Here is an 18750-nt window from a genome sequence, read left to right on the forward strand (position 1 = left end):
GGTTCAGAATTTCTCCAACAACCGCCCGTAGAACTCGCCGTCGCTCTCGCCAGCCAACTTCTCGACGATGAGTTCCGGAGTCGACCGAGCAAGGTGGTCCTTGACGGGCGAGCGATTCACCACGAGTTCGCCGTTTTCGAGGCCGACAGCCTCGATACCGTCCACCGCGACCGAAACGTCTGCGGCCTCGCGGATGCCGCCCGCGAGGTGGGAGACGAACACGGCGGCCGCGCCCTGCTCGGCGAGTTCTTCGAGAATACCGGCGATAATCTTCGCCGACGCGCCGGGTTCGGTGATGCTCTCCAGTTCGTCCACGAGGACGAGTCGGTCTGCTGCGCCGTCGGTGAGCGCGGCGAAGTCCCGAAGCGTGCTCTCGAAGGCACCGGCGTCGAGGGTTCCCTGCGACTTGGCGTAGTAGTGGAGTTCGGAGAACCGCGAGAGGTGAGCCGACTCGGCGGGGACGGGAAGCCCCATGTGGGCGAGGACGACGACGAGGCCCACGAGGTCAAGGGTCGATGTCTTCCCACCGCTGTTGACGCCCGAGAGAAGCGTGACACCCGAAACCTCGTAATCGACGGGGTCCACGCCCTCGAAATCCACGTCGAGAAGCGGCGAGCGTCCGGCTTCGATAGCGAAGGTTCCGAGGCCGTCGTCGCCCGCAGCACCCGTGAATTCGGGAAACACGCAGTCGAAGTCGCGGGCGAACCGCGAGATGGCGAGGCACACATCGAGTTCGAGCGCATCGCGGACCAGCGTCTCGACCGGGTCGCGGAGGTCTCCGAGGTCCGAAGCGAGGTCGGCTTTCAGTTTCGCGGCGCGGCGGTCGCGGGCGGCCTTGAGTTCGGTGCGAAGGCGGCCGACCGCTTCTTCTTCGTGTTCGAGCGGGAACGACGGATTCTCCGGGAAGACGCGGTCTGTGAGGTCCGCTTCGCCCGGACGGAGGCCCAGTGAGTCCACGAAGTGGTCACGGGCAGCAGCCAACGCCTCGTCGAACTCGTCTTCGAGTTCGCGCGAGAGGAGCGAGTCCACGCGCGCACCCTGTTCGACCAACGAGAGGAAGTCGGTCCCCTCGATGGTCACGTCGCGGTTGCGGATGACGTCACGGAGGCGGTCGTTGGCGACCGATTCGGCGGTCGAAACGGCGGCGTCGATGTCGTCGACAGCGGCCGTGAGTCGCTGGAGTTCGTCGTCGCCGACGATGGTTCCGTCGTCGTCGAGGCGAGAGAGCGCGTCACGGAGCGCCGTGAGGTCACACGGCGGGTCGATTCCCGCAGCGTCGTGGACCTCGGCGGCGGCCACGAGTGCCTCGCGGTTCTCGGCGAAGAACGTCAGGAGACGCTCGGGAACGATTTCGTGGGTGCGCTCGGCAGCGTCCGGAAGCACGCGCACGTCGCCGTCCACGTCGATGCCCGCGAACGACTCGTCGAGGACGATGACCGTCGAGTACGAGCGCGCGAGTTCGCCGATGCCGCGCGCGTCTTCGACGACTTCGATAGAGAGTTCTGGGAATGCCTCCTTCGCCGCGGCGTATCGTTCGGCATCGGCGGTGGCGATACAGCGCTCGCGGACGCGACGCGGTTTCGGGTCGGAAAGCGGTTCGACACCCGAGAGCGCCGACAGCACGTCGGGGTCCGGGTCGAGGGCTGTCGCGTCGCGGGCGAACTCGCGGACCTCCGCGATTCGGGAAGCCGACCCCGTGGGAAACAGCGTCTCCAGTCGTTTCTCGGCGTAGTCGGTGACCGTGCGGTCTTGCAGGAGGCCGAGCGCGTCGCGATAGAGTTCCGAGGCCCGGTCGGTGGCGAGGAAGCCACCGGGGTCGTCGTGGTCGCGACGAATCGCACCCCGTGCGATTGCTGCTGCCCTGCCCTCCGTAAGCCCCGGTGCTCGTGCGAGCGCCGCGACATCGCCGTCGGTCAGCGCTCGCTCGGCGTCGTCGAGTTCCGCGAGCGCCGCCGCCGTCTTCTCACCGACGCCCGGGATAGTCTCGAAGTCCATTCGGGCGCACCTATCGCGGCAAGGGACAAAAAGTGGTACGTCGTCTCCGCCGTCGGTGGGTTCCGAGCCGAGGCGGTGAGTTGCGGCCGGTCGCGCCTGTGACGAGGGGCTTTTGCCCATCGACTGGGAAGGAAGGCCCATGAGCGAGCGAGACGCCGCAAGGAAGGCGGATGCAGTACGCGAGGCACTCGCAGAACGCGACAGTGCCCTCGTCGCCTTCTCCGGCGGCGTAGACTCCAGTGTCGTCGCCGCACTCGCGTTCGACGCCCTCGGCGAGAACGCGGTCGCCTGCACGGCAAAGAGCGAGACTCTCCCCGACGCCGAACTCGAAGACGCGGCGCGCGTGGCCGAGGAAATCGGCATCGAACACGTCGTCGTCGAATTCTCCGAACTCGATAACCCGGACTTCGTGACGAACGACGACGACCGGTGTTATCACTGCCGGACGATGCGCCTCGGTCGGATGTACGAGGCCGCCCGTGAACGCGGCATCGAGACGGTCTGTGACGGGACGAACGCTTCTGACCCCGGTGAAGGACACCGCCCCGGCCTCCGCGCCGTCGAAGAGTTAGAGGTCGTCTCACCGCTTCTCGCACACGACATCACGAAAGAGGAGGTCCGCGAAATCGCCGACGAGTACGACCTCTCCGTCGCCGACAAGCCCTCGATGGCCTGTCTCTCGTCGCGCATCCCAACCGGCCTCGAAGTGACCGAAGAGCGCCTCTCGCGGGTTGAACAGGCTGAGACGATCCTTCGGACGTGGGGCTTCGAGCAGTTCCGCGTCCGCGACCACGACGGTCTGGCACGCATCGAAGTCGCACCGGACGAACTGGACCGCGCCCTCGACCCGGACTTCGTGCGCGCCGCCCGCGACCACATCAAGGACGTTGGCTTCGACCACGTGACGCTGGACTTACACGGCTACCGGACCGGCAGTGTCAGTCCTGCTGCGGACGAAGAGGAAGACGACCTGCTGGTCGAAGACGTATTCGCACAGGACTATCCGATGCGGAAGTGAGTCGGCGAGACAGTCCGATGCGGAAGTAAGTCGGCGGCGGGACAACGTGCCGATTCAGGTCAGGCCGCGTCGAACGACGACTGATTCTCCCCGACGATTTCGATAGTTGGTTCGTCTGCCACGTCATCGTCAGCAACGGTGACACTGAGTTCGCAGACCCCTCCGTGGTCGAGTTTCTGGGCCAGTATCGCATCGACGATGTCGAGTCGTTTGACGTCGCCGAGCGCGAGGCGTATCGGCGTCCCGTGCGTGACGACCACGACCGTCTCGTCGTCGTCCATCGACCCCACGAGTCCGTCGAACGCCGTGACGACGCGGCGGCGCGCCTCGACGAGGCTCTCGCCACTGGGTGGTCGTTCACGGGTCGCAGGGACGCCCACGTCTCTGAGTGCGTACTGCGGAAATTTCGCAAAGACCTCCCGCGCGTCGAGTCCCTGCATCGACCCCGCATCTCGGTCGCGCCACGCCGGGTCGAACGCCGGGTCGACGCCCACCGCGTCGGCGAGCGCGCGCGCCGTCTCCTGTGCGCGTTCGATGTCCGAGGCGACGATGCGGTCGACATCGTAGACCTGCGCGACGTGGTTCGCGAGCGCGTCTGCTTGTCGCCGTCCGCGGTCGGACAGCGAAATGGGTGCCCACCCCTGCACACGTCCCTCGTGGTACCACGTCGTCTCGCCGCTTCGGACGAGAAGAAGGGTTGCCATGTGTCCGTCTCTCGCCTCACCTGCAATGAACGTTCCGCGCGAGATTCACGGTGGTGGCGGACAAATATGCCTGTATGACGCGCGAACTGACGACGAGTATCGAAATCGACGCGCCACCGGAGCGAGTGTGGGACGTACTCGTCGATTTCGACCACTACCACGAGTGGAACCCCTTCATGCGCGTTGCGGGACGGCCAAACGAGGGAGCGACGCTTACCGTCCACCTCATGCCGCCGGGCGGCCGCGAGTCGGTGTTCGAACCCGATGTGACGCACTGCGAGAAACACCGCGAACTTCGGTGGCTCGGCGACGAGACGCGAGCAGGGTTCGAGGCGATGAACGAAGCGCTGAAGACGCGCGTCGAAGGCTTGGTCGAAGCAGAGGAGCGCGAGGCGGTGGAGTCGTCCTGAAACCGGCTGGACCCCCCTGAAACCCGGTAATTACCCAAATTGGGCTATCTCAGGGCTGCACCGCAGACTGCGGTCAGTTCCCGGTCCAGCGCAAGAGGGCGAGCGTCCCCTCGAAGAGGACAATCATCGTCGCACCGACGATGATTGGTGCCATCCCCGTCGGGTCGGGGCTGACGAGGAACGCCAGTCCGAGGAACGACCCCCAAAAGAGCAGACGGCGGTCTTCCAGCCACTGCCGTGTAACCAGGTTCATCATGATTGCCAGTTGGACGAACAGTGGTATCTGGAAGACGACCGCCATGTAGCCCATCAGGATGAGGATGAGGTTGAACGTCTCCTTGAGGCCGAACGCGATGACCGCCGTCCCTTCGGTGTAGGAAGTGAAGTACGCGAAGATAGCCGGGAGGACGACGAAGTGGGCGAACGTGACGCCGATGACGGCGAGGACGAGGCTGGTCGGGACGGCCGCGAGGTAGTACTTGCGCTCTTTGGGGAACAATCCGGGGCGCATGAACAGGTACGTCTCGTAGACGAACACCGGCAGTCCGATGACGGTCCCGGCGAGACCGGCGACCTTGAGCTTGGTGAGGATGAGTTCGAGCGGACCGTAGAGGCGCGGACGACGGTCGGTCATCTCGGTCGCCGAGGGGATGTGCGTGTTCCAGAGGAAGTTGATGACATCCGTCGCACTCGGGAGCCCCGTGTTCACGTAGGCGTTGAGGATGTCCGCACCGGGGAACAAGAGGAGCGTGATGGTTCCTGCGACGGCGAAGACGACTGCAAGCCGACGAATCATCTCCTCGATGTGGTCGGTCAGCGGCATCTCCTGGTCGCTCTCGGGAGCGGGACCGATGATGCCGTCGTCGAGGCTGTCGTCGGTCACACTCGATACCGGTGAATCGCCCTCTGCGTAGGCGAGTTCGGACGCATCGTCCGGGTCGTCGCCACCGGGTGCTGTCTCGGCGTCGATTGCGCTCGGTCCGTCGGCGGTGGTGTCGTCCGCGTCGGCCTCCGTATCCGCCTCCGCGTCAGTCTCGGTATCCTCGTCTTCCGCGTCCGAGTCGGAGAGCGGTTCGGTGCCGTCCGTCTCGGAATCGGGAATCATTCTGGAAACGTTGCTCGGTACCGAGGCCGAATCGGAGTCTGTAGAGTCTGAATCATCCGAGTCGTCAGAACCCGAATCGTCCGAGTCGTCAGAACCTGAATCGTCAGAATCGGGGTCGGTATCCGAATCGACGGCAACGTCGCCGTCCGCGTCCGTTTCAGATTCGGCAGATGCGTCGCTCTCCGCCTCGTCGCGTGGTGTCACGCGGCCGGAGACGAACTCGCTTTCCGTCGACTCCTCGTCGCCGTCGGCTGTGTCGTCTGAAGGTGCCGAGTCGGCATCGACGATATCGTCCGACGCGTCGGTCTCGTCGTCCGGGGACCGTTCCGCGTCGCGCGCCTCGTCCGCCATTCAGGTGACCTACGCTTCCGGCCTGTTATAGGTCTTTTCGCATTGCGTCACCGGACCGTCCCGAGACCCCCGCTGTGGCGGGTTCGGTGAAAAAGATTGATAACCGCCAGACTGCTTTCGCCACGTAGGTATGTCCAGCGCCCTCGACGACGACACCCAACAAACACTCGCCGCAGGCCGTGAGACCGCGGGTGCGATGCTTCGAGCGGCGCAGAAGGACCTCCAGAAGGTCTTCATCGTCTTCCTCATCGGCTTTCTGGGGACGTTCTACGCCCTCCGACTGTACATCTGGGACTTCTTCAAAGGCGTCACCGTCGCCCAGATGGACGCTTCGACCGAGGGGAACCTCGAAATCATCGCGCAGACGCCGTTCGATGTCATCCTCCTGCAGGCGAAAATCGGTCTCGTCGTGGGTATCATCATGGCGCTCCCGCCGTTCATCTACTTTTCGAGGGACGCGCTGAAAGCCCGCGGCGCGTGGCCGAAGTCACCCGTCGCGCCGTGGAAACTGGTCCTCATCGGCCTGACGATGATCGTCCTGTTCACCGCGGGCGTCGCCTACGGCTACTTCGTGTTCTTCCCGTTCACGTTCGCCTTCCTCGCGAAAAACGCCCTCTCTGCTGGCTTCACGCCGACGTACTCCATCGTGAAGTGGGCGCAGTTCATTTTCCTGCTCACGCTCTCGTTCGGTCTCGCCAGCCAACTCCCGCTGGCGATGACTGGCCTGTCGTACGCCGAAATCGTCCGGTACGAAACCTTCCGTGACAAGTGGCGGCACGCGGTCGTCGGTATCTTCGCGTTCGGTGCGCTGTTCACCCCACCGGACCCGTTCACACAGATTATGTGGGCTGTTCCGGTGATTTCGCTCTACGGCTTCAGCCTCTACCTCGCCAAGGTCGTCGTCACGGCCAAGCGCGGCAGCGAGAAGATGGACCTCAAGGCGACCGCAACGTCGCACTGGAACCTCCTCGCGGGCATCGGCGTCGTCGCGGGCCTCCTCGTCTACGCCTTCTACGAGTACGGCGGCATCGAACTCGCTAACGACGGTCTCGAGGCTGCCGGAAGCAGTTACGCGTTCCTGCCCGTCGAGTCACAACTCGTCTTGGGTGCCTTCGTCGTCGCTGGCGGTCTCGTCGGTCTCGTCTTCGGTCTCGGATACTTCGTCTACCGCGACATCGAACGTCTCGAACGCACCGAAGTCGGTGTCGGCGACCCGACGAAGCTCGACCTCTCGGCGCTCGATGCCGACGGCGTGCGCGCGGCACCGCCTGAGGTCTTCGCCGACCTCGAAGAAGACGACGCGATGGCCCTCGCGTCGGCCGCCATCGACGACGACGACACGGAAAAGGCACAGGCCATCCTCGACCGGTTCGACGAAGCAGAGGCCGACAGAGAGGCCGCCGCCGAGTCTGGGGAAGACGCGAGCGAACTCGAAGACCGGACGACCCGTGCTGGCGGCGCGTTCTTCTCCGAACTCACCGACGGCGAGACGGACGAAGACGACATCGGCGGCTACTACAAGGACATCGCGTTCATCGTGGACTCGCTCACCTCGCGGGCCTTCTGGCTCGTCGGGTGGTTCATGTTCGTCCTCGCAGGCACCTTCGGATGGCTCTACACCGGCGGCATCAAGGATGTCTACGAGGACTTCCTCAGTCGTCTGCCCGCCGCGGTGACGCCGGACGACGTGCTGAACGTCGTCGCCCTCCACCCGATGGAGGCGCTCATCTTCGAAGTGAAGTTCTCGACGATTCTGGCCGCGATGGCGACGTTCCCGCTTCTCGCGTACTTCGCGTGGCCCGCGCTTCGAGATCGAAACATCGTCCGTCAGCGCCGCCGCACCGTCTTCCTCTGGACCGGTGCGCTCACCGGCGGCCTGCTTGGTGGCTTCGCACTGGGCTACAGTTTCATCGCGCCGACGGTCATCACGTTCCTCGTCGAGGACGCTATCGCGGCGAACATGATCATCGCCTACCGAATCACGAACTTCTTCTGGCTCATCTTCTTCACCACGGCCGGAATCGGCCTCCTCGCTGACGTGCCCATCCTGATGATACTCCTGAACAGTGCGGGTATCACCTACGATACGATGCGAGACCGCTGGCGCGAGGTGACGGTCCTCATCCTCTCTATCTCGGCTGTCTTCACGCCCGCGAGCATCACGACGATGTTCATGGTGACGATTCCGCTGATGGCCGCCTACGGCATCGGTCTCGGGGCTCTGTTCGTGATAACGCTCGGCGGCCGTCGGAACCTCGCCCCCGCTCGCGGCGCGGCCGAGTAACACCGGCTTCGGCGTCCATCGGGACTGCCAGAACCGTCGCCACAATATCCTTTGATCCGTTGACAATTAGTGAATCAACGGTGAAATCCGTTGAAAAGGCGTAAGTAATATCGTAATAATCGTCTGGTATGGCTAAGATAAGCGTCGAGATTCCCGACGAACTGCTCAGGGACTTAGACGAGCACGTCGGCGACGACAAGAAGTTCGTGAACCGAAGCGACGCGGTTCGGGCGTCGATTCGGAAGACACTGGACCTCCTCGACCAGATCGACGACCGACACAACCGACTCGCGGAAGATGAGTGAGGGGCGCGCCGCCATCGGACAGGTGGCCCTCGTCGGGTTGTTCATCACGGCGCTGACGACGGCGCAGTTGACCGCGTCAAAGGTGCTGGCGATTCCCCTCCCGTCAGCTATCGGCGAACTGCCAATCGTCGGAGCGTCGATTATCATGCCCGGCGCAGCACTGGCGTACGCTCTTACCTTCTTCGCGTCTGACTGCTACTCCGAACTCTACGGCCGCCGACCGGCGCAAGTGATGGTCAACGTCGGATTTGCGATGAACTTCATCCTTCTCGGGCTTGTCTGGAGTACCATCGTGGCCCCCGCCGTCAACCCCGAGTTCGCGGGGAAGTTCGCGGACGTACTCGGGTCGGGGACGAACATCGTCGCCGGAAGCCTCCTCGCGTACGTGGTCAGCCAGAACTGGGACGTTATCGTCTTCCACGGCATCCGCGACCTGACCGACGGTGCCTTCCTGTGGCTCCGTAACATCGCCTCGACGGCGACGAGTCAGGCTATCGACACCGTCATCTTCGTCGGCGTCGCGTTCTACATCGCGCCGACTGTGCTCGGAATCGGACAGGCGCTCCCAGAGAACATCCTTCTCGCACTCGTCGTGGGGCAGTATCTCCTAAAGCTCCTCATCGCCCTCGTCGACACGCCATTCGTCTACGCCGTCGTTGCACTCCTCGGTGACGGCACCGAATCGGATGACGACGGATGGGTCGCCGACTGAATCCGAGAATCGTCGCGCGCCTTATCTCTCTTGGTAGCATACCCCACAATATGGTTGGTGAGCAGCGCGTCCGACTGAGCGAGACAGACGCCATGGAGATGGGGATACGCTGTCCAAGCTGCGGGACGTACACGTCCTTCGGCGACATTCTCGCAACCGGAGAGTGCCGAGGAGCGGAGTGTACGACTGGACTCAAACTCGAACTCGTAACCAGCGAGTGACTGCCGGATAGCGTGGTCCCTTACTCGGAGTCGTCGGCGACTATCGCAGTCGCTTCAACTTCGACGAGGATGTCCTCGTCGATGAGTCGGGCGACTTCGACCATGCTCGTCGCGGGCCGAATGTCGCCGAACACCTCGGCGTGAGCGTCGCCGACGGCCTCCCACTGGTCGATATCGGCGACGAACAGCCGTGTTCTGACTACGTCAGCGGCCGACGCCCCGGCCGCTTCCAGTGCCGATTCGACGTTTGCGAGCGCCTGTTTCGTCTGTGCGTACGCATCGCCTGTGCCGATGATATTCCCGTCGTCGTCTGTCGCCGTCGTTCCCGAGACGTGGACGTGCGGGCCGACCCGAACGGCCCGAGAGTAGCCGACGCGCGGTTCCCACTCTGTTCCCGACGAAATCAATTGTCGCTCCATTACCACTGGTAGGATAGTCGAGCCTAAGAAACCCGATGCGGAAATCTGTGGAACCTGCTGCAAGAACCGAGAAAAACGAGCGGAGAGACGGCGCGCCGGAGCCTCGTCGTGGGTTTCGAGACGGGCGGGTTTCAGTCGTCGACGCGTTCCGCGAAGGCGAACCGCGGCTTCACGTCCGTGATTCGAACCGTCGGCGTCTCGCCCGTCTCGGCACCCGAGACGAACACGGTGAAGTCGTCGACTTTGGCGATACCGTCGCCCTCGCTGCCAACGTCGATGATTTCGACTTCGACTTCGTCGCCCTTCCGGACAGGGGCGGTGAGGAACTTCTTGCCGACGAGGTACTGCTCGGAGGAACTGTCGCGCGAGGCGTCGGGACGAATCGACCGGACGTACTGAAACTCCGGTTCCATGTCGGCCCGGAAGTCTGCGAGGTCCTGCCCGTCGAACACCTTCACGGCGAAGTCGCCGCCGGTAGCCAAAATCTCCTGTGCGGTCTCGAACGCCTGCCGAGCGAGATAGATAGAGCGGGCGTGGTCCAGCGAGTACTCGCCGGTCATGTTCGGAGCCATGTCGGAGACGACGGCGTCGGCACCCGCTTCGCCGACGATATCCTTCAACTTCTCCTTCGTCTCGTCTTCGGTCATGTCGCCGCGAATCGTCTCGATGTTGTGGCTGTCGAGATTACGGATTCGCTGGAGGTCGACGCCGACGACTTTCCCGTGGTCACCGACCTTCTCGGATGCGACCTGAAGCCACCCGCCGGGGGCGGCACCGAGGTCGACGACCGTGTTACCGGGACCGAACAACCCGACTTCGCTGTCGAGTTGTTTGAGCTTGTAGGCCGAACGGGCACGGTAGCCCTCCTGTTTGGCCTTGTTGTAGTAATGGTCTTTGCGCGCCATCGTTGCCCTCAGTAGCGTATCGCGCCCTATACCCCCTTCGGCTTGCGCTGCAAGCCGTGAGAACGACCGGCATGCACCCGCGGCGGTTCGAACGCCGCCACAGAACTCGTCGCGACGTCGGCGGCAGATAACCTCGGCGTTAGTAGGTAACGTCCGTGTCGCCCGAGTTATATCATTTTTCTCTCCGTACGTACTGACGGGTGAACTATCCATGACCGATGAACCAACTCGCATACTCGTCGTGGGCGCGACAGGAAACCAAGGGGGTGCTGTCGTTGACCATCTCCTCGAGAGCGACCACGACTTCGACATCCACGGTCTGACGCGGGATGCATCCAGCGAGGCTGCACGGGCGCTCGAAGGGCGAGGCGTGACGATGGTCGAAGGCGACCTCGAAGAACCGGAGACGCTTCGTGGTCCCGTCGGCGACGTTGACGCCGTCTTCGCCGTCAGCAACTTCTGGACGCAGGGATACGACGCGCAAGTTCGGCAAGGCAAGAACATTGCCACCGTCGCCAGCGAAGCAGACATCGACCACTTCGTCTTTTCGGGGGTCGGAGGCCACGACCAAGACACGGGTGTCCCGCACTTCGAATCAGCCAACGAAATCGACCAGTACATCGACAGTCTCGACCTGCCGTCGACGATTGTCAAACCCGTCTTCTTCCTCGAGAATTTCGAAGCGTTCGCCGAAGACATCGTCGAAGACGGGACGCTCGCACTCCCGCTCAGGGAAGGCGTCGACCTACAGATGGTCAGTAACGACGACCTCGGTCGGGTGGTCACCGTCATGTTCGAGAACCCAGCGGAATTCCTCGGCGAGTCAATCGACATTGGGGGTGAGGAACTGGCGCTCGAAGAGACCGCTGCAGTGTTCTCGAAGGTCACGAGCGTCGATGTCGAGGCAGTCCACGTCCCCATCGAGGACGCGTCCGAGGCGTTCGGCGAAGAATTTGCGATGATGTTCGAGTGGTTCAACGAAGTCGGCTACGATGCCGATATCGACGCACTCGAAGAGCGGTTCGGCTTCGAGTTCACCGACCTCGAAACGTACCTCCACGAACACGGCTGGGAGAACAAACAAGAGATGGCAAGCGTCCCCGGATGGGCGAAAGCGATGTAGCCCGACCTCGAACGCACTCTCTACAGTTATTTTTCAGAGCGCGTCAGACGAACGCAAGGCACACTCGGGGGAGCGGAGGAACACAAGTCGTACTCTGAGGAACACGAGTCGTATCAGGCTTCTTCGACGAGTTCGTCGAACAGCGCCGCAACCCGGGCTTCGATGTCGTCGCGAATCGCCCGTACCTCGTCGAGGTCGCGGCCGTCGGGGTCGTCAAGGTCCCAGTCGCGGGCGTCACCGCGCCACGTCATGGGACAGATACCTTCCGCAGAGCACCCCATCGTGACGACGATATCCACGTCCAGAATCTCGTCTTGCGAGATAGCCCGCGGCGTCTCGTCTTCGAGGTCGAATCCCTCCTCCGCCATCACCTCGACGACGACATCGTGAACGTGGTCTGCAGGGTCGGTGCCCCCGGTCACGATGTCGATTTGGCCGTCGACACCGCGCTCGGCCTGCTCACGGCGAGCGAAGGCCGTCGCCATCTGACTCCGACCGGCGTTCTGGACGCAGACGAACGCGACCCGAGTCGATTCAGCGTCGCTCATTCGTCGGCACCTCGGTCGGCAGTCGATGTCGTCACGTGGTCGAAACATCGCGTCGAAGTAGCCGTCATATGCGAGCAATTGAATACCACCCTATATCAGCTCTTCGGAGCGTGAGGAGCAGGAATTCGGCCGTTTCAACACATAGCCAAAGGATGTTGAATAGTGGCGTAAGTAACAACGCAGAGACGACAGACCTCTCGGGAGCGCTATCGAGAACTACTCGGGAGTGCCGATGACGGGTCGCGCACGCGGGAAGGCGTGCGGGAACAACATATGGTCGGGTCAAATCAGGAGTATTTTTAAGACCGCTGTCGTACGACGGCACATATGTTCAAGGCCATCGTGAGTGCCGCGACGCTCCGGGACGCGCTCGATTCGGTGAGCGTGCTCGTCGACGAGTGTAAGATTCGACTCAACGAGGAGGGCCTCGCCATCCGCGCCGTCGACCCCGCCAACGTCGGCATGGTCGACCTCTCGCTCGACGCTGCCGCGTTCGAGTCCTACGAGGCAGACGGCGGCGTCATCGGCGTCAATCTCTCGCGTCTCGAAGAAGTCGCTGGCATGGCAGGTTCCGGCGACCTCGTGCACCTCACGCTCGACGAGGAGACCCGAAAACTCAACATCCGCATCGACGGGCTTTCCTACACGCTCGCGCTCATCGACCCCGACTCTATCCGTCAGGAACCGGACATTCCGGACCTCGACCTTCCCGCGAACATCGTTCTCGAAGGCGCACACCTCGACCGCGGTATCAAGGCGGCCGACATGGTCTCTGACCACATCCGCCTCCGCGTCGACGGCACCGAAGAGACGTTCCACATCGAAGCAGAAGGCGACACCGACGACGTGGACCTCTCGCTGCCACCGGCAGACCTCATCGCCATCGAAGCGGGCGCGGCCGACTCGCTGTTCTCGCTTGACTACCTGAAGGACATGAACAAGGCGATTCCGTCCGACGCCGAAGTCACCGTCGAACTCGGCGAAGAGTTCCCGGTCAAACTTCACTACCAGATTGCCGAAGGGATGGGCGACATCACGTACATGCTCGCCCCGCGCATCCAGAGCGACTAACTAACGCGTCCCACCACTTTTCCGCGACACCGACTCCGCACTCCCAGCGACGGCGCTGTCGAATTCCTCATCTGCCGACCGCTCCACCACTGGCCCACACCACCGCGGCAGTCGGACTGTCGCCGTCGTCCCGCCGTCTACGTCGAACGAGAGACGCCCACCGAGGGCATCGACCGCCCAGCGGACCGCCCACAGGCCGATGCCGCTCCCGTGTTGCAGCGCCGACTCGCCGCCCGCCTCGACGACGGTTCGTTCGTACTCTGGCACGCCAGGACCGTCGTCGGAGACGGTCACGACGAGGTCCGACTGGTCCTCTCGGAGTTCGACCCTGACGGTCGGGTCGTGGCCGCCGTGGTCGAACGCGTTTTCGACGAGTTCGCGGACGACGAGTTTCGTCGCCGGTTCGCTGCCGACGACCGGGAGCGTCGCCGGGGCGTCGATAGTGACGCTTCCGCGCTCGAATGCTGACCGAACCTCCTCGACGATTGTTTCGACTGTCTCCGCCGCGTCGAACTGGCTGCCAGCGTCGATATCCGCCATAACCCGCTCGACCGAGCGTGCTTTCTCGCCGATAGAGAGCAGCGCCTCCGACCGCGACCGAATCGTCGCCGCCGCCTCGCGCTCGCCCGGGGGGAGGTGTGCTTCGACCATATCGACGTAGCCCATGACGACGGTCATGTCGTTGCGGAGATTGTGCCGGAGGACGCGATTCAGTACTTCGAGACGCTGGCGACGGCGGACCCGTGGGGTCGCATCCGAGACGGTGACAGTTCGGCCGAGCAGTTGGCCGTGCTGGTCAGTCACCGGCGAGACGGTTACCTCGTAGGTGCGGCGGCGACGGTCTACGGTCACGTCGACGAGTTGGCGGTCGGACTCGACATCGACCCCGGGGAGGACCGCCGAGAGCGAGTCCAGCGCGACCGAGTCGGCGTCGATACCGAGGAGTGACGTTGCGGTGGCGTTCGCGTCGACGATTCGATTCTCGCGGTCGAGGACGAGGATGCCGACGGCCACGTCGTCGATAGCGGAGCGACGCCCCAATCGCCCTGTCGCCGGGGAGAGACCGAACAGTTGGAAGCGATAGAGCGCGTACCCGAACGTCGCGCCCGTCACCGAGAGCGCGATTGGCGTGAAGTTCACCATCGGAAGCGGGCCGATTCTGAAGGTGTGGGCGACGTGCGCGATGGTCGGAGCGGTAGAGCCGATAGCAAGCGCGACGGCCTGTTCGCGATAGCGAGAGATGCGTTCAGCCAGCATCTCCACGACGAGCACTAACCCGGTTCCGATGATGACGTACCCGTAGACGGCGTGGAGGAAGTACAAGAACGTCGGGTCGAACTGGACCGTGGCCGCCCCGAAGACCGGGTCGATTCGATAGGCACTCCACAGGAAGTTGCTCGTCGGGTCGGCGAGCATTCCGGCGACGATAAACCCGGGAAAGACGAGCAACGCCCCGATGAGTCGCTTCGAGAGCATGTCGCCACGGCCGGTGTAGGCGAGCGAGAAGGCGAACCAGGCCGGGGCGATGATAGCCTGTGCGATTTCGATGGGGACTTCGAACCACGCGCGGAGACCGGGGTCGAACGTCGTGAGCGCGAGCGCGTAGGATGTCGCCCAGAGCGCCGCCGCGAACAGGAGGACAGAAAGCGACTTCGACCCGGGTTCGGTGCCCTCTCGCCACGCGACTGTTGCGATAGACCCCGAGACAACGGCCGCAAGGGCACACAGAACCACAAGGGGTGAACGCACGCTGGCCCAGAACACGGATGGTGATTCTACTGTGTAGGCCTAACAGTTGTGGGTGCAGTTCGGTTGGCCATCAGAGTCGGGCGTCAGGAAACGACCCCGCGCGGACGGCGAGCGGCCATCGCGAGGATGTAGACGACCGGGACGACGAGCACGGCCCCGGCAACGAAGGGCGACCAGTACGCGAGGACGTAGAGCGCCGCCATCGCTGGCGGGCCGACAGTTCGTCCGAGACTGCCAGCGCCCTGTGTGACGCCGAAGGCGTTGCCCTGCTGGTCGGCCGAGGCGGACGTCGAGACCAGCGTCGACAGCGAGACGTTGAGCATCCCGTTTCCGAACGAGAGGAGCGCACCGACGAGCATGAGCGCGACGAGTTCGCGCGTGAACCACGACGGCCCCGAGACGGCCGGAAGGTACCCGCCGAGCGTCGGCGAGAAGGGGAGGAGGGCAAGCGCGAGCATGAGTCCGACCGCGCCGACGACGGCCAGTACCGCCTCCGAGTACCGGCGAGCGAGTTGGCCGACCACGACGCCCTGATTCAGGGTTCCGAGGATACCGATGTACGTCAAAAACAGCGCCGTCTCCGTCTCGCCGTAGCCGTAGATGTCGGCGGCAAAGGGGATGAACATGACCTGAATCCCTGAGAAGGCGACCGAGACGACGAAGAACGACACGACGAGGCCGCGAAGCGCGTCGTCGGCGAGCGCGCTACGGAACTGCGAGACGAGCGTCGTGGTCGACGACGAGGCGGGCCCGCGCATTCTGTCCGGTTCGCGGAGGAAGACGAACGCGAACCCGAGACTGACGAGACTCAACGCGGCGGCGGTGAAACTCGGCAGCGAGAAACGCGTCGCCGGAACGATGGCCGGAAGCAGGTCGCGGGCACCGGCGACGACCGGGTCGGAGGCCATGAGCCCGCCGATAGCCGGGCCGAAGATGAACCCGAGGCTGAACGAGGCACCGATGAGGCCCAGTGCGCCCGCGCGGCGTTCAGCGGGTGTGATATCCGCGATGTACGCCTGCGCCGTGGCGATATTTCCGCCCATCGCACCTGCGAGCATCCGTGAGGCGAACAGCGTCGCCACCGCGGCGGTCGTTCCAAGGGTGAATTCGACCTGTCCGGCGAGACCGAAGACGGTCCACGCGAGGACGCTGCCGACGAGAGACAACATGATGACCGGCCGCCGACCGCGTTGGTCGGAGATACGCCCGAGAATGGGCGCAAAGAGGAACTGCATGATGGAGTACGAGGCCGCGAGCAAACCGATGTACACGTCGCTGACGGCGAAACTCCGCACGTAAAACGGGAGAATCGGGATGACCACCCCAAACCCGAGGAGGTCGATAAACACGATGCCGATGACGACAGCGAGGGCGCGTCTGGACCCGTCAGCCTTCGTGTCCGGTGGTGGAGACGCGTCGGTCACGACTGCCGACTCAGGAGCACTCACGACTCAGTAGAGGTGCGAAAAGTCCCTAACCGTTGCGCCTGTGAGAACTCTGGGGTCGCCGAATGCCCGTTGTCAGGCGTGGTAGCGGTCGATGATGCGCTTCGCCGCCGTCGCCTTTTCTTTCCACCCGTATCCGGCGTCGTAGACGTGGCGCTTCTTCTCGACGAGTTCCTGTGGCGTCGCCTCCTCGAATCCGCCGCGGTCCCACGCGCCCGTCTCACGAAGCCAGTTCACGACGTTCTCACGCGTTTCAGGCCACGAGAGGCCGACCATCTCGTACCACGCAATCATGGCGAAGACGGCGTTATCGTGGCACCCTGGGACGCTGCCTTTCAGATAGAGCGTCCGCATCGGTTCGCGGGTCGGTTCGGACACTTCCTCCCTGAACTCCTCGGCGGTGAGGAGCCTGAGGACGCCGGAGTTCGCCTCGGATACCCGCTCGTCGCGCTTGAGACGGTCGAAAGCGGCTTGCTGGAGCGGTCCCCACTCGCCCGGCGCTTCCCGGCGAAGCGTCTCTTCGTCGCACGGACCGCCGGTGAGGACGGACACGATATCGACGTATGCACGTTCGACCTCGACCCACGGCGTCCCCTCGAACCGGCAGTCGGCGTCGTGGAGACTCGTCGTGGCACGACAGTCCGGACACGGGTAGTCGAAGTGCGGCACGAGAGTGACTGAAGGTGTGGTCCGTAATAGGTCGTGTGATGCGTCGGCGGTGCGGACGTTCGGACGACCGGGGAATTCGTCGCGTTTATCGGTGGGCACCCGGAAGGAGGCGGTATGCGGATGCGCCCGCTCCACGCTCGCTACCCGTTCTTCGCCGCGGCCAGAGAGGCGGTCGAATCGGCAGATGTCGCCATCGCGGCGCTCATCGCCGACGACGCACCGGCCGTCGAGCGTGGCGTCGAGCGCGTCGAACGCGCCCTCATGGAGGGCACCGTCGAACCCGACGACCCCTACGCGTGGGATACACAGGAGGAACTGCTTTCGTACCCCATTTCCCGCATCCTCGTCTCACTCATCGAGACACCCGCGGCGGTGGACAAGTACGCCCGCGCCGAGGCCGACACCGCCTACGAGCGCATGGTCGACGACTTCGGATCGACCGACGACGGCATCGAGGGCGAGGCCCGCGCCTCGTTCGACGAGGTACTCCGTGAGTTCGACCTCGACGGGTCGGTACGGGCCGAACGGCAGACCAGTCGGCATCGCGCCCCTGACCACTACTGGGTCGATGTTGGACCCTACCTCACCTACTCGGACCCCAGTTGGGGCGATGAGTGGCGACTCGTCAATCGGGTACTCGCCGACGGCGCGGTTCGTATCGCCCGCGAGGAACTCTACAGCATCCTCCGCGAGGCGACCCGACGCCGCGTCTCCGAGGGACTGCCCTTCGCCGTCCGCGGAAGCGACGCGGGCGACCAACTCGCGGCGGCGCTCGACCCCCACGTCCAGCGCATCCGGAACCTCCTTTCGGACCGTGGCGCGATAAACGTCGTCTACGCCGACTCGGTAGAATCCGACCGCTTTCCGCCCTGTATCACTGCGCTTCTCGACCGGGCACAGGACGGCGAGTCGCTGCCGAACGAGGCGGCGTTCTCGCTCGCGGCGTTCCTCGTCGGCGTCGGCCTCGACCCCGAGGAAATCGGCAGCGTCGTCGGCGAGGCCAACGCGGAAGCGCTTGAGGACCGTGCGACGGTGCTTGCGGACTCCAGCGGGACGCAGTTCGCGCCACCGTCCTGTGAGACGATGCAGGCGTACGACCTCTGTGTGAACCGCGACGACCGCTGCGACACCATCGCCCACCCGATGGCGTACTACGAGACGGCGATGAACGACGCCGACTGAACTCGAAAATCGGCGGAGCGTTTCTACGGCCACACGCGAGAATCGAAAGAGAGTGGCCACGCTGGACGCAGGTGTGGCCACGCTGGACGTAGGGTGAAGGAGAAAGAACCGCTGTGTACCTGTGCCGACTTAGGACGACCGGGACAGCCAGACGCCGATACCAGCCATCACGAACACGAACGCCGTGATAGCACCCACGAGAGCAAGACCACCCATCGAGGCCAGTCCACTCTGATTGTAGGTCGCGCCGATGCCGACGATGAGGGAGATAAACACCCCGACCGCAACGATGGAGACGGCAATCTTCCGACGCATCTCCGCTTCGATAGCCATGCGACGACGTATCCGTGGCCATTCTAAAAGGGCTTCGATGGAGCGCCCGCAGACGGGGAAATCGTCGGGTGTATTCCACCTGAAACGAGGGTTTAGGTCGCTCGGGGACGTACATCAGCCTACTGGGAGACACCGGAGGACTACCACTGGAGACTCCCCGGCACCACCATGACGCACACTGCACACACACCCGCGTCGACA

At 63.8% G+C, this 18750-nt stretch carries 19 protein-coding genes; 9 read left to right on the forward strand and 10 right to left on the reverse strand.

The annotated features are described in order from the left end of the window. Positions 1–3: 3 nt before the first annotated feature. The gene (locus tag ACH9L7_RS12205) at positions 4–1995 is read right to left on the reverse strand and encodes an endonuclease MutS2 (RefSeq protein WP_396610974.1); all 1992 of its coding nucleotides are present in this window, start codon (positions 1993–1995) and stop codon (positions 4–6) included. A gap of 139 nt (positions 1996–2134) precedes the next feature. Between ACH9L7_RS12205 and larE the strand changes: the two genes are divergently transcribed. Beyond that, positions 2135–3013: an ATP-dependent sacrificial sulfur transferase LarE gene (gene larE, locus ACH9L7_RS12210; RefSeq protein WP_396610975.1), complete on the forward strand. Its 879-nt coding sequence runs from the start codon at positions 2135–2137 to the stop codon at positions 3011–3013. A 59-nt stretch (positions 3014–3072) separates the two neighbouring features. Here the strand turns inward: larE and ACH9L7_RS12215 are convergent, their stop codons facing one another. Then, complete coding sequence (locus ACH9L7_RS12215; RefSeq protein WP_396610976.1) at positions 3073–3717, reverse strand: histidine phosphatase family protein; 645 nt, start codon at positions 3715–3717, stop codon at positions 3073–3075. Positions 3718–3791: 74 nt separating this feature from the next. Here ACH9L7_RS12215 and ACH9L7_RS12220 point away from each other — a divergent pair, with 74 nt between their 5' ends. Continuing rightward, positions 3792–4127: an SRPBCC family protein gene (locus ACH9L7_RS12220; RefSeq protein ID WP_396610977.1), complete on the forward strand. Its 336-nt coding sequence runs from the start codon at positions 3792–3794 to the stop codon at positions 4125–4127. 73 nt (positions 4128–4200) lie between these two features. Here ACH9L7_RS12220 and ACH9L7_RS12225 read toward each other — a convergent pair whose 3' ends face one another. Next, complete coding sequence (locus tag ACH9L7_RS12225; protein WP_396610978.1) at positions 4201–5583, reverse strand: twin-arginine translocase subunit TatC; 1383 nt, start codon at positions 5581–5583, stop codon at positions 4201–4203. A 130-nt stretch (positions 5584–5713) separates the two neighbouring features. On the opposite strand from ACH9L7_RS12225, the gene ACH9L7_RS12230 reads away from it, so the two are divergent. The 4 genes from ACH9L7_RS12230 (at position 5714) to ACH9L7_RS12245 (ending at position 9105) form a co-directional block, all read left to right on the forward strand. Further along, a complete protein-coding gene (locus ACH9L7_RS12230; protein WP_396610979.1) occupies positions 5714–7867 on the forward strand; it encodes a twin-arginine translocase subunit TatC in 2154 nt (717 codons plus the stop codon). Positions 7868–7995: 128 nt separating this feature from the next. Continuing rightward, positions 7996–8172, forward strand: coding sequence for a ribbon-helix-helix domain-containing protein (locus ACH9L7_RS12235; protein ID WP_074792857.1), 177 nt, complete (start codon positions 7996–7998; stop codon positions 8170–8172). Next, entirely contained in the window at positions 8165–8884 is a 720-nt protein-coding gene (locus tag ACH9L7_RS12240; protein ID WP_396610980.1) for a queuosine precursor transporter, read from the forward strand. The genes ACH9L7_RS12235 and ACH9L7_RS12240 overlap by 8 nt, the downstream gene beginning before the upstream one ends. A gap of 50 nt (positions 8885–8934) precedes the next feature. Further along, positions 8935–9105 (forward strand): hypothetical protein, encoded by a 171-nt coding sequence (locus tag ACH9L7_RS12245; RefSeq protein WP_396610981.1) that lies wholly within the window; start codon positions 8935–8937, stop codon positions 9103–9105. A gap of 20 nt (positions 9106–9125) precedes the next feature. Here ACH9L7_RS12245 and ACH9L7_RS12250 read toward each other — a convergent pair whose 3' ends face one another. Beyond that, positions 9126–9524 carry a RidA family protein gene (locus tag ACH9L7_RS12250; RefSeq protein WP_396610982.1) on the reverse strand — a complete coding sequence of 133 codons (399 nt, stop codon included), beginning with the start codon at positions 9522–9524 and terminating at the stop codon, positions 9126–9128. A gap of 131 nt (positions 9525–9655) precedes the next feature. After that, on the reverse strand, positions 9656–10429 hold the full coding sequence (locus ACH9L7_RS12255) for a 23S rRNA (uridine(2552)-2'-O)-methyltransferase (RefSeq protein WP_396610983.1): 774 nt from the start codon (positions 10427–10429) through the stop codon (positions 9656–9658). Positions 10430–10640: 211 nt separating this feature from the next. On the opposite strand from ACH9L7_RS12255, the gene ACH9L7_RS12260 reads away from it, so the two are divergent. Beyond that, the gene (locus ACH9L7_RS12260) at positions 10641–11552 is read left to right on the forward strand and encodes an NmrA/HSCARG family protein (protein ID WP_396610984.1); all 912 of its coding nucleotides are present in this window, start codon (positions 10641–10643) and stop codon (positions 11550–11552) included. Between the two features lie 113 nt (positions 11553–11665). Here the strand turns inward: ACH9L7_RS12260 and ACH9L7_RS12265 are convergent, their stop codons facing one another. Then, positions 11666–12100: a low molecular weight phosphatase family protein gene (locus ACH9L7_RS12265; protein WP_396610985.1), complete on the reverse strand. Its 435-nt coding sequence runs from the start codon at positions 12098–12100 to the stop codon at positions 11666–11668. Positions 12101–12427: 327 nt separating this feature from the next. Between ACH9L7_RS12265 and ACH9L7_RS12270 the strand changes: the two genes are divergently transcribed. Beyond that, positions 12428–13171: a DNA polymerase sliding clamp gene (locus tag ACH9L7_RS12270; protein ID WP_396610986.1), complete on the forward strand. Its 744-nt coding sequence runs from the start codon at positions 12428–12430 to the stop codon at positions 13169–13171. Here ACH9L7_RS12270 and ACH9L7_RS12275 read toward each other — a convergent pair whose 3' ends face one another. The 3 genes from ACH9L7_RS12275 to ACH9L7_RS12285 form a co-directional block, all read right to left on the reverse strand. Next, positions 13172–14905 (reverse strand): histidine kinase N-terminal 7TM domain-containing protein, encoded by a 1734-nt coding sequence (locus tag ACH9L7_RS12275; protein WP_396610987.1) that lies wholly within the window; start codon positions 14903–14905, stop codon positions 13172–13174. 98 nt (positions 14906–15003) lie between these two features. After that, positions 15004–16368: an MFS transporter gene (locus tag ACH9L7_RS12280; RefSeq protein ID WP_396610988.1), complete on the reverse strand. Its 1365-nt coding sequence runs from the start codon at positions 16366–16368 to the stop codon at positions 15004–15006. Positions 16369–16440: 72 nt separating this feature from the next. Further along, complete coding sequence (locus tag ACH9L7_RS12285; RefSeq protein ID WP_396610989.1) at positions 16441–17034, reverse strand: hypothetical protein; 594 nt, start codon at positions 17032–17034, stop codon at positions 16441–16443. 120 nt (positions 17035–17154) lie between these two features. On the opposite strand from ACH9L7_RS12285, the gene ACH9L7_RS12290 reads away from it, so the two are divergent. Then, positions 17155–18216, forward strand: coding sequence for a DNA primase (locus ACH9L7_RS12290; RefSeq protein ID WP_396613271.1), 1062 nt, complete (start codon positions 17155–17157; stop codon positions 18214–18216). Positions 18217–18345: 129 nt separating this feature from the next. Here the strand turns inward: ACH9L7_RS12290 and ACH9L7_RS12295 are convergent, their stop codons facing one another. Then, entirely contained in the window at positions 18346–18549 is a 204-nt protein-coding gene (locus ACH9L7_RS12295; protein ID WP_396610990.1) for a hypothetical protein, read from the reverse strand. Positions 18550–18750: the final 201 nt, after the last annotated feature.

Source organism: Haloferax sp. S1W (assembly GCF_044593955.1).
In the GTDB taxonomy this organism is placed as follows: Archaea; Halobacteriota; Halobacteria; order Halobacteriales; family Haloferacaceae; genus Haloferax.

Coding starts and splice junctions, on each gene's coding strand:
- ACH9L7_RS12205 (WP_396610974.1), bottom strand. CDS start 1,995: ATGGACTTCGAGACTATCCCGGGCGTCGGTGAGAAGACGGCGGCGGCG.
- larE (WP_396610975.1), top strand. CDS start 2,135: ATGAGCGAGCGAGACGCCGCAAGGAAGGCGGATGCAGTACGCGAGGCA.
- ACH9L7_RS12215 (WP_396610976.1), bottom strand. CDS start 3,717: ATGGCAACCCTTCTTCTCGTCCGAAGCGGCGAGACGACGTGGTACCAC.
- ACH9L7_RS12220 (WP_396610977.1), top strand. CDS start 3,792: ATGACGCGCGAACTGACGACGAGTATCGAAATCGACGCGCCACCGGAG.
- ACH9L7_RS12225 (WP_396610978.1), bottom strand. CDS start 5,583: ATGGCGGACGAGGCGCGCGACGCGGAACGGTCCCCGGACGACGAGACC.
- ACH9L7_RS12230 (WP_396610979.1), top strand. CDS start 5,714: ATGTCCAGCGCCCTCGACGACGACACCCAACAAACACTCGCCGCAGGC.
- ACH9L7_RS12235 (WP_074792857.1), top strand. CDS start 7,996: ATGGCTAAGATAAGCGTCGAGATTCCCGACGAACTGCTCAGGGACTTA.
- ACH9L7_RS12240 (WP_396610980.1), top strand. CDS start 8,165: ATGAGTGAGGGGCGCGCCGCCATCGGACAGGTGGCCCTCGTCGGGTTG.
- ACH9L7_RS12245 (WP_396610981.1), top strand. CDS start 8,935: ATGGTTGGTGAGCAGCGCGTCCGACTGAGCGAGACAGACGCCATGGAG.
- ACH9L7_RS12250 (WP_396610982.1), bottom strand. CDS start 9,524: ATGGAGCGACAATTGATTTCGTCGGGAACAGAGTGGGAACCGCGCGTC.
- ACH9L7_RS12255 (WP_396610983.1), bottom strand. CDS start 10,429: ATGGCGCGCAAAGACCATTACTACAACAAGGCCAAACAGGAGGGCTAC.
- ACH9L7_RS12260 (WP_396610984.1), top strand. CDS start 10,641: ATGACCGATGAACCAACTCGCATACTCGTCGTGGGCGCGACAGGAAAC.
- ACH9L7_RS12265 (WP_396610985.1), bottom strand. CDS start 12,100: ATGAGCGACGCTGAATCGACTCGGGTCGCGTTCGTCTGCGTCCAGAAC.
- ACH9L7_RS12270 (WP_396610986.1), top strand. CDS start 12,428: ATGTTCAAGGCCATCGTGAGTGCCGCGACGCTCCGGGACGCGCTCGAT.
- ACH9L7_RS12290 (WP_396613271.1), top strand. CDS start 17,155: ATGCGCCCGCTCCACGCTCGCTACCCGTTCTTCGCCGCGGCCAGAGAG.
- ACH9L7_RS12295 (WP_396610990.1), bottom strand. CDS start 18,549: ATGGCTATCGAAGCGGAGATGCGTCGGAAGATTGCCGTCTCCATCGTT.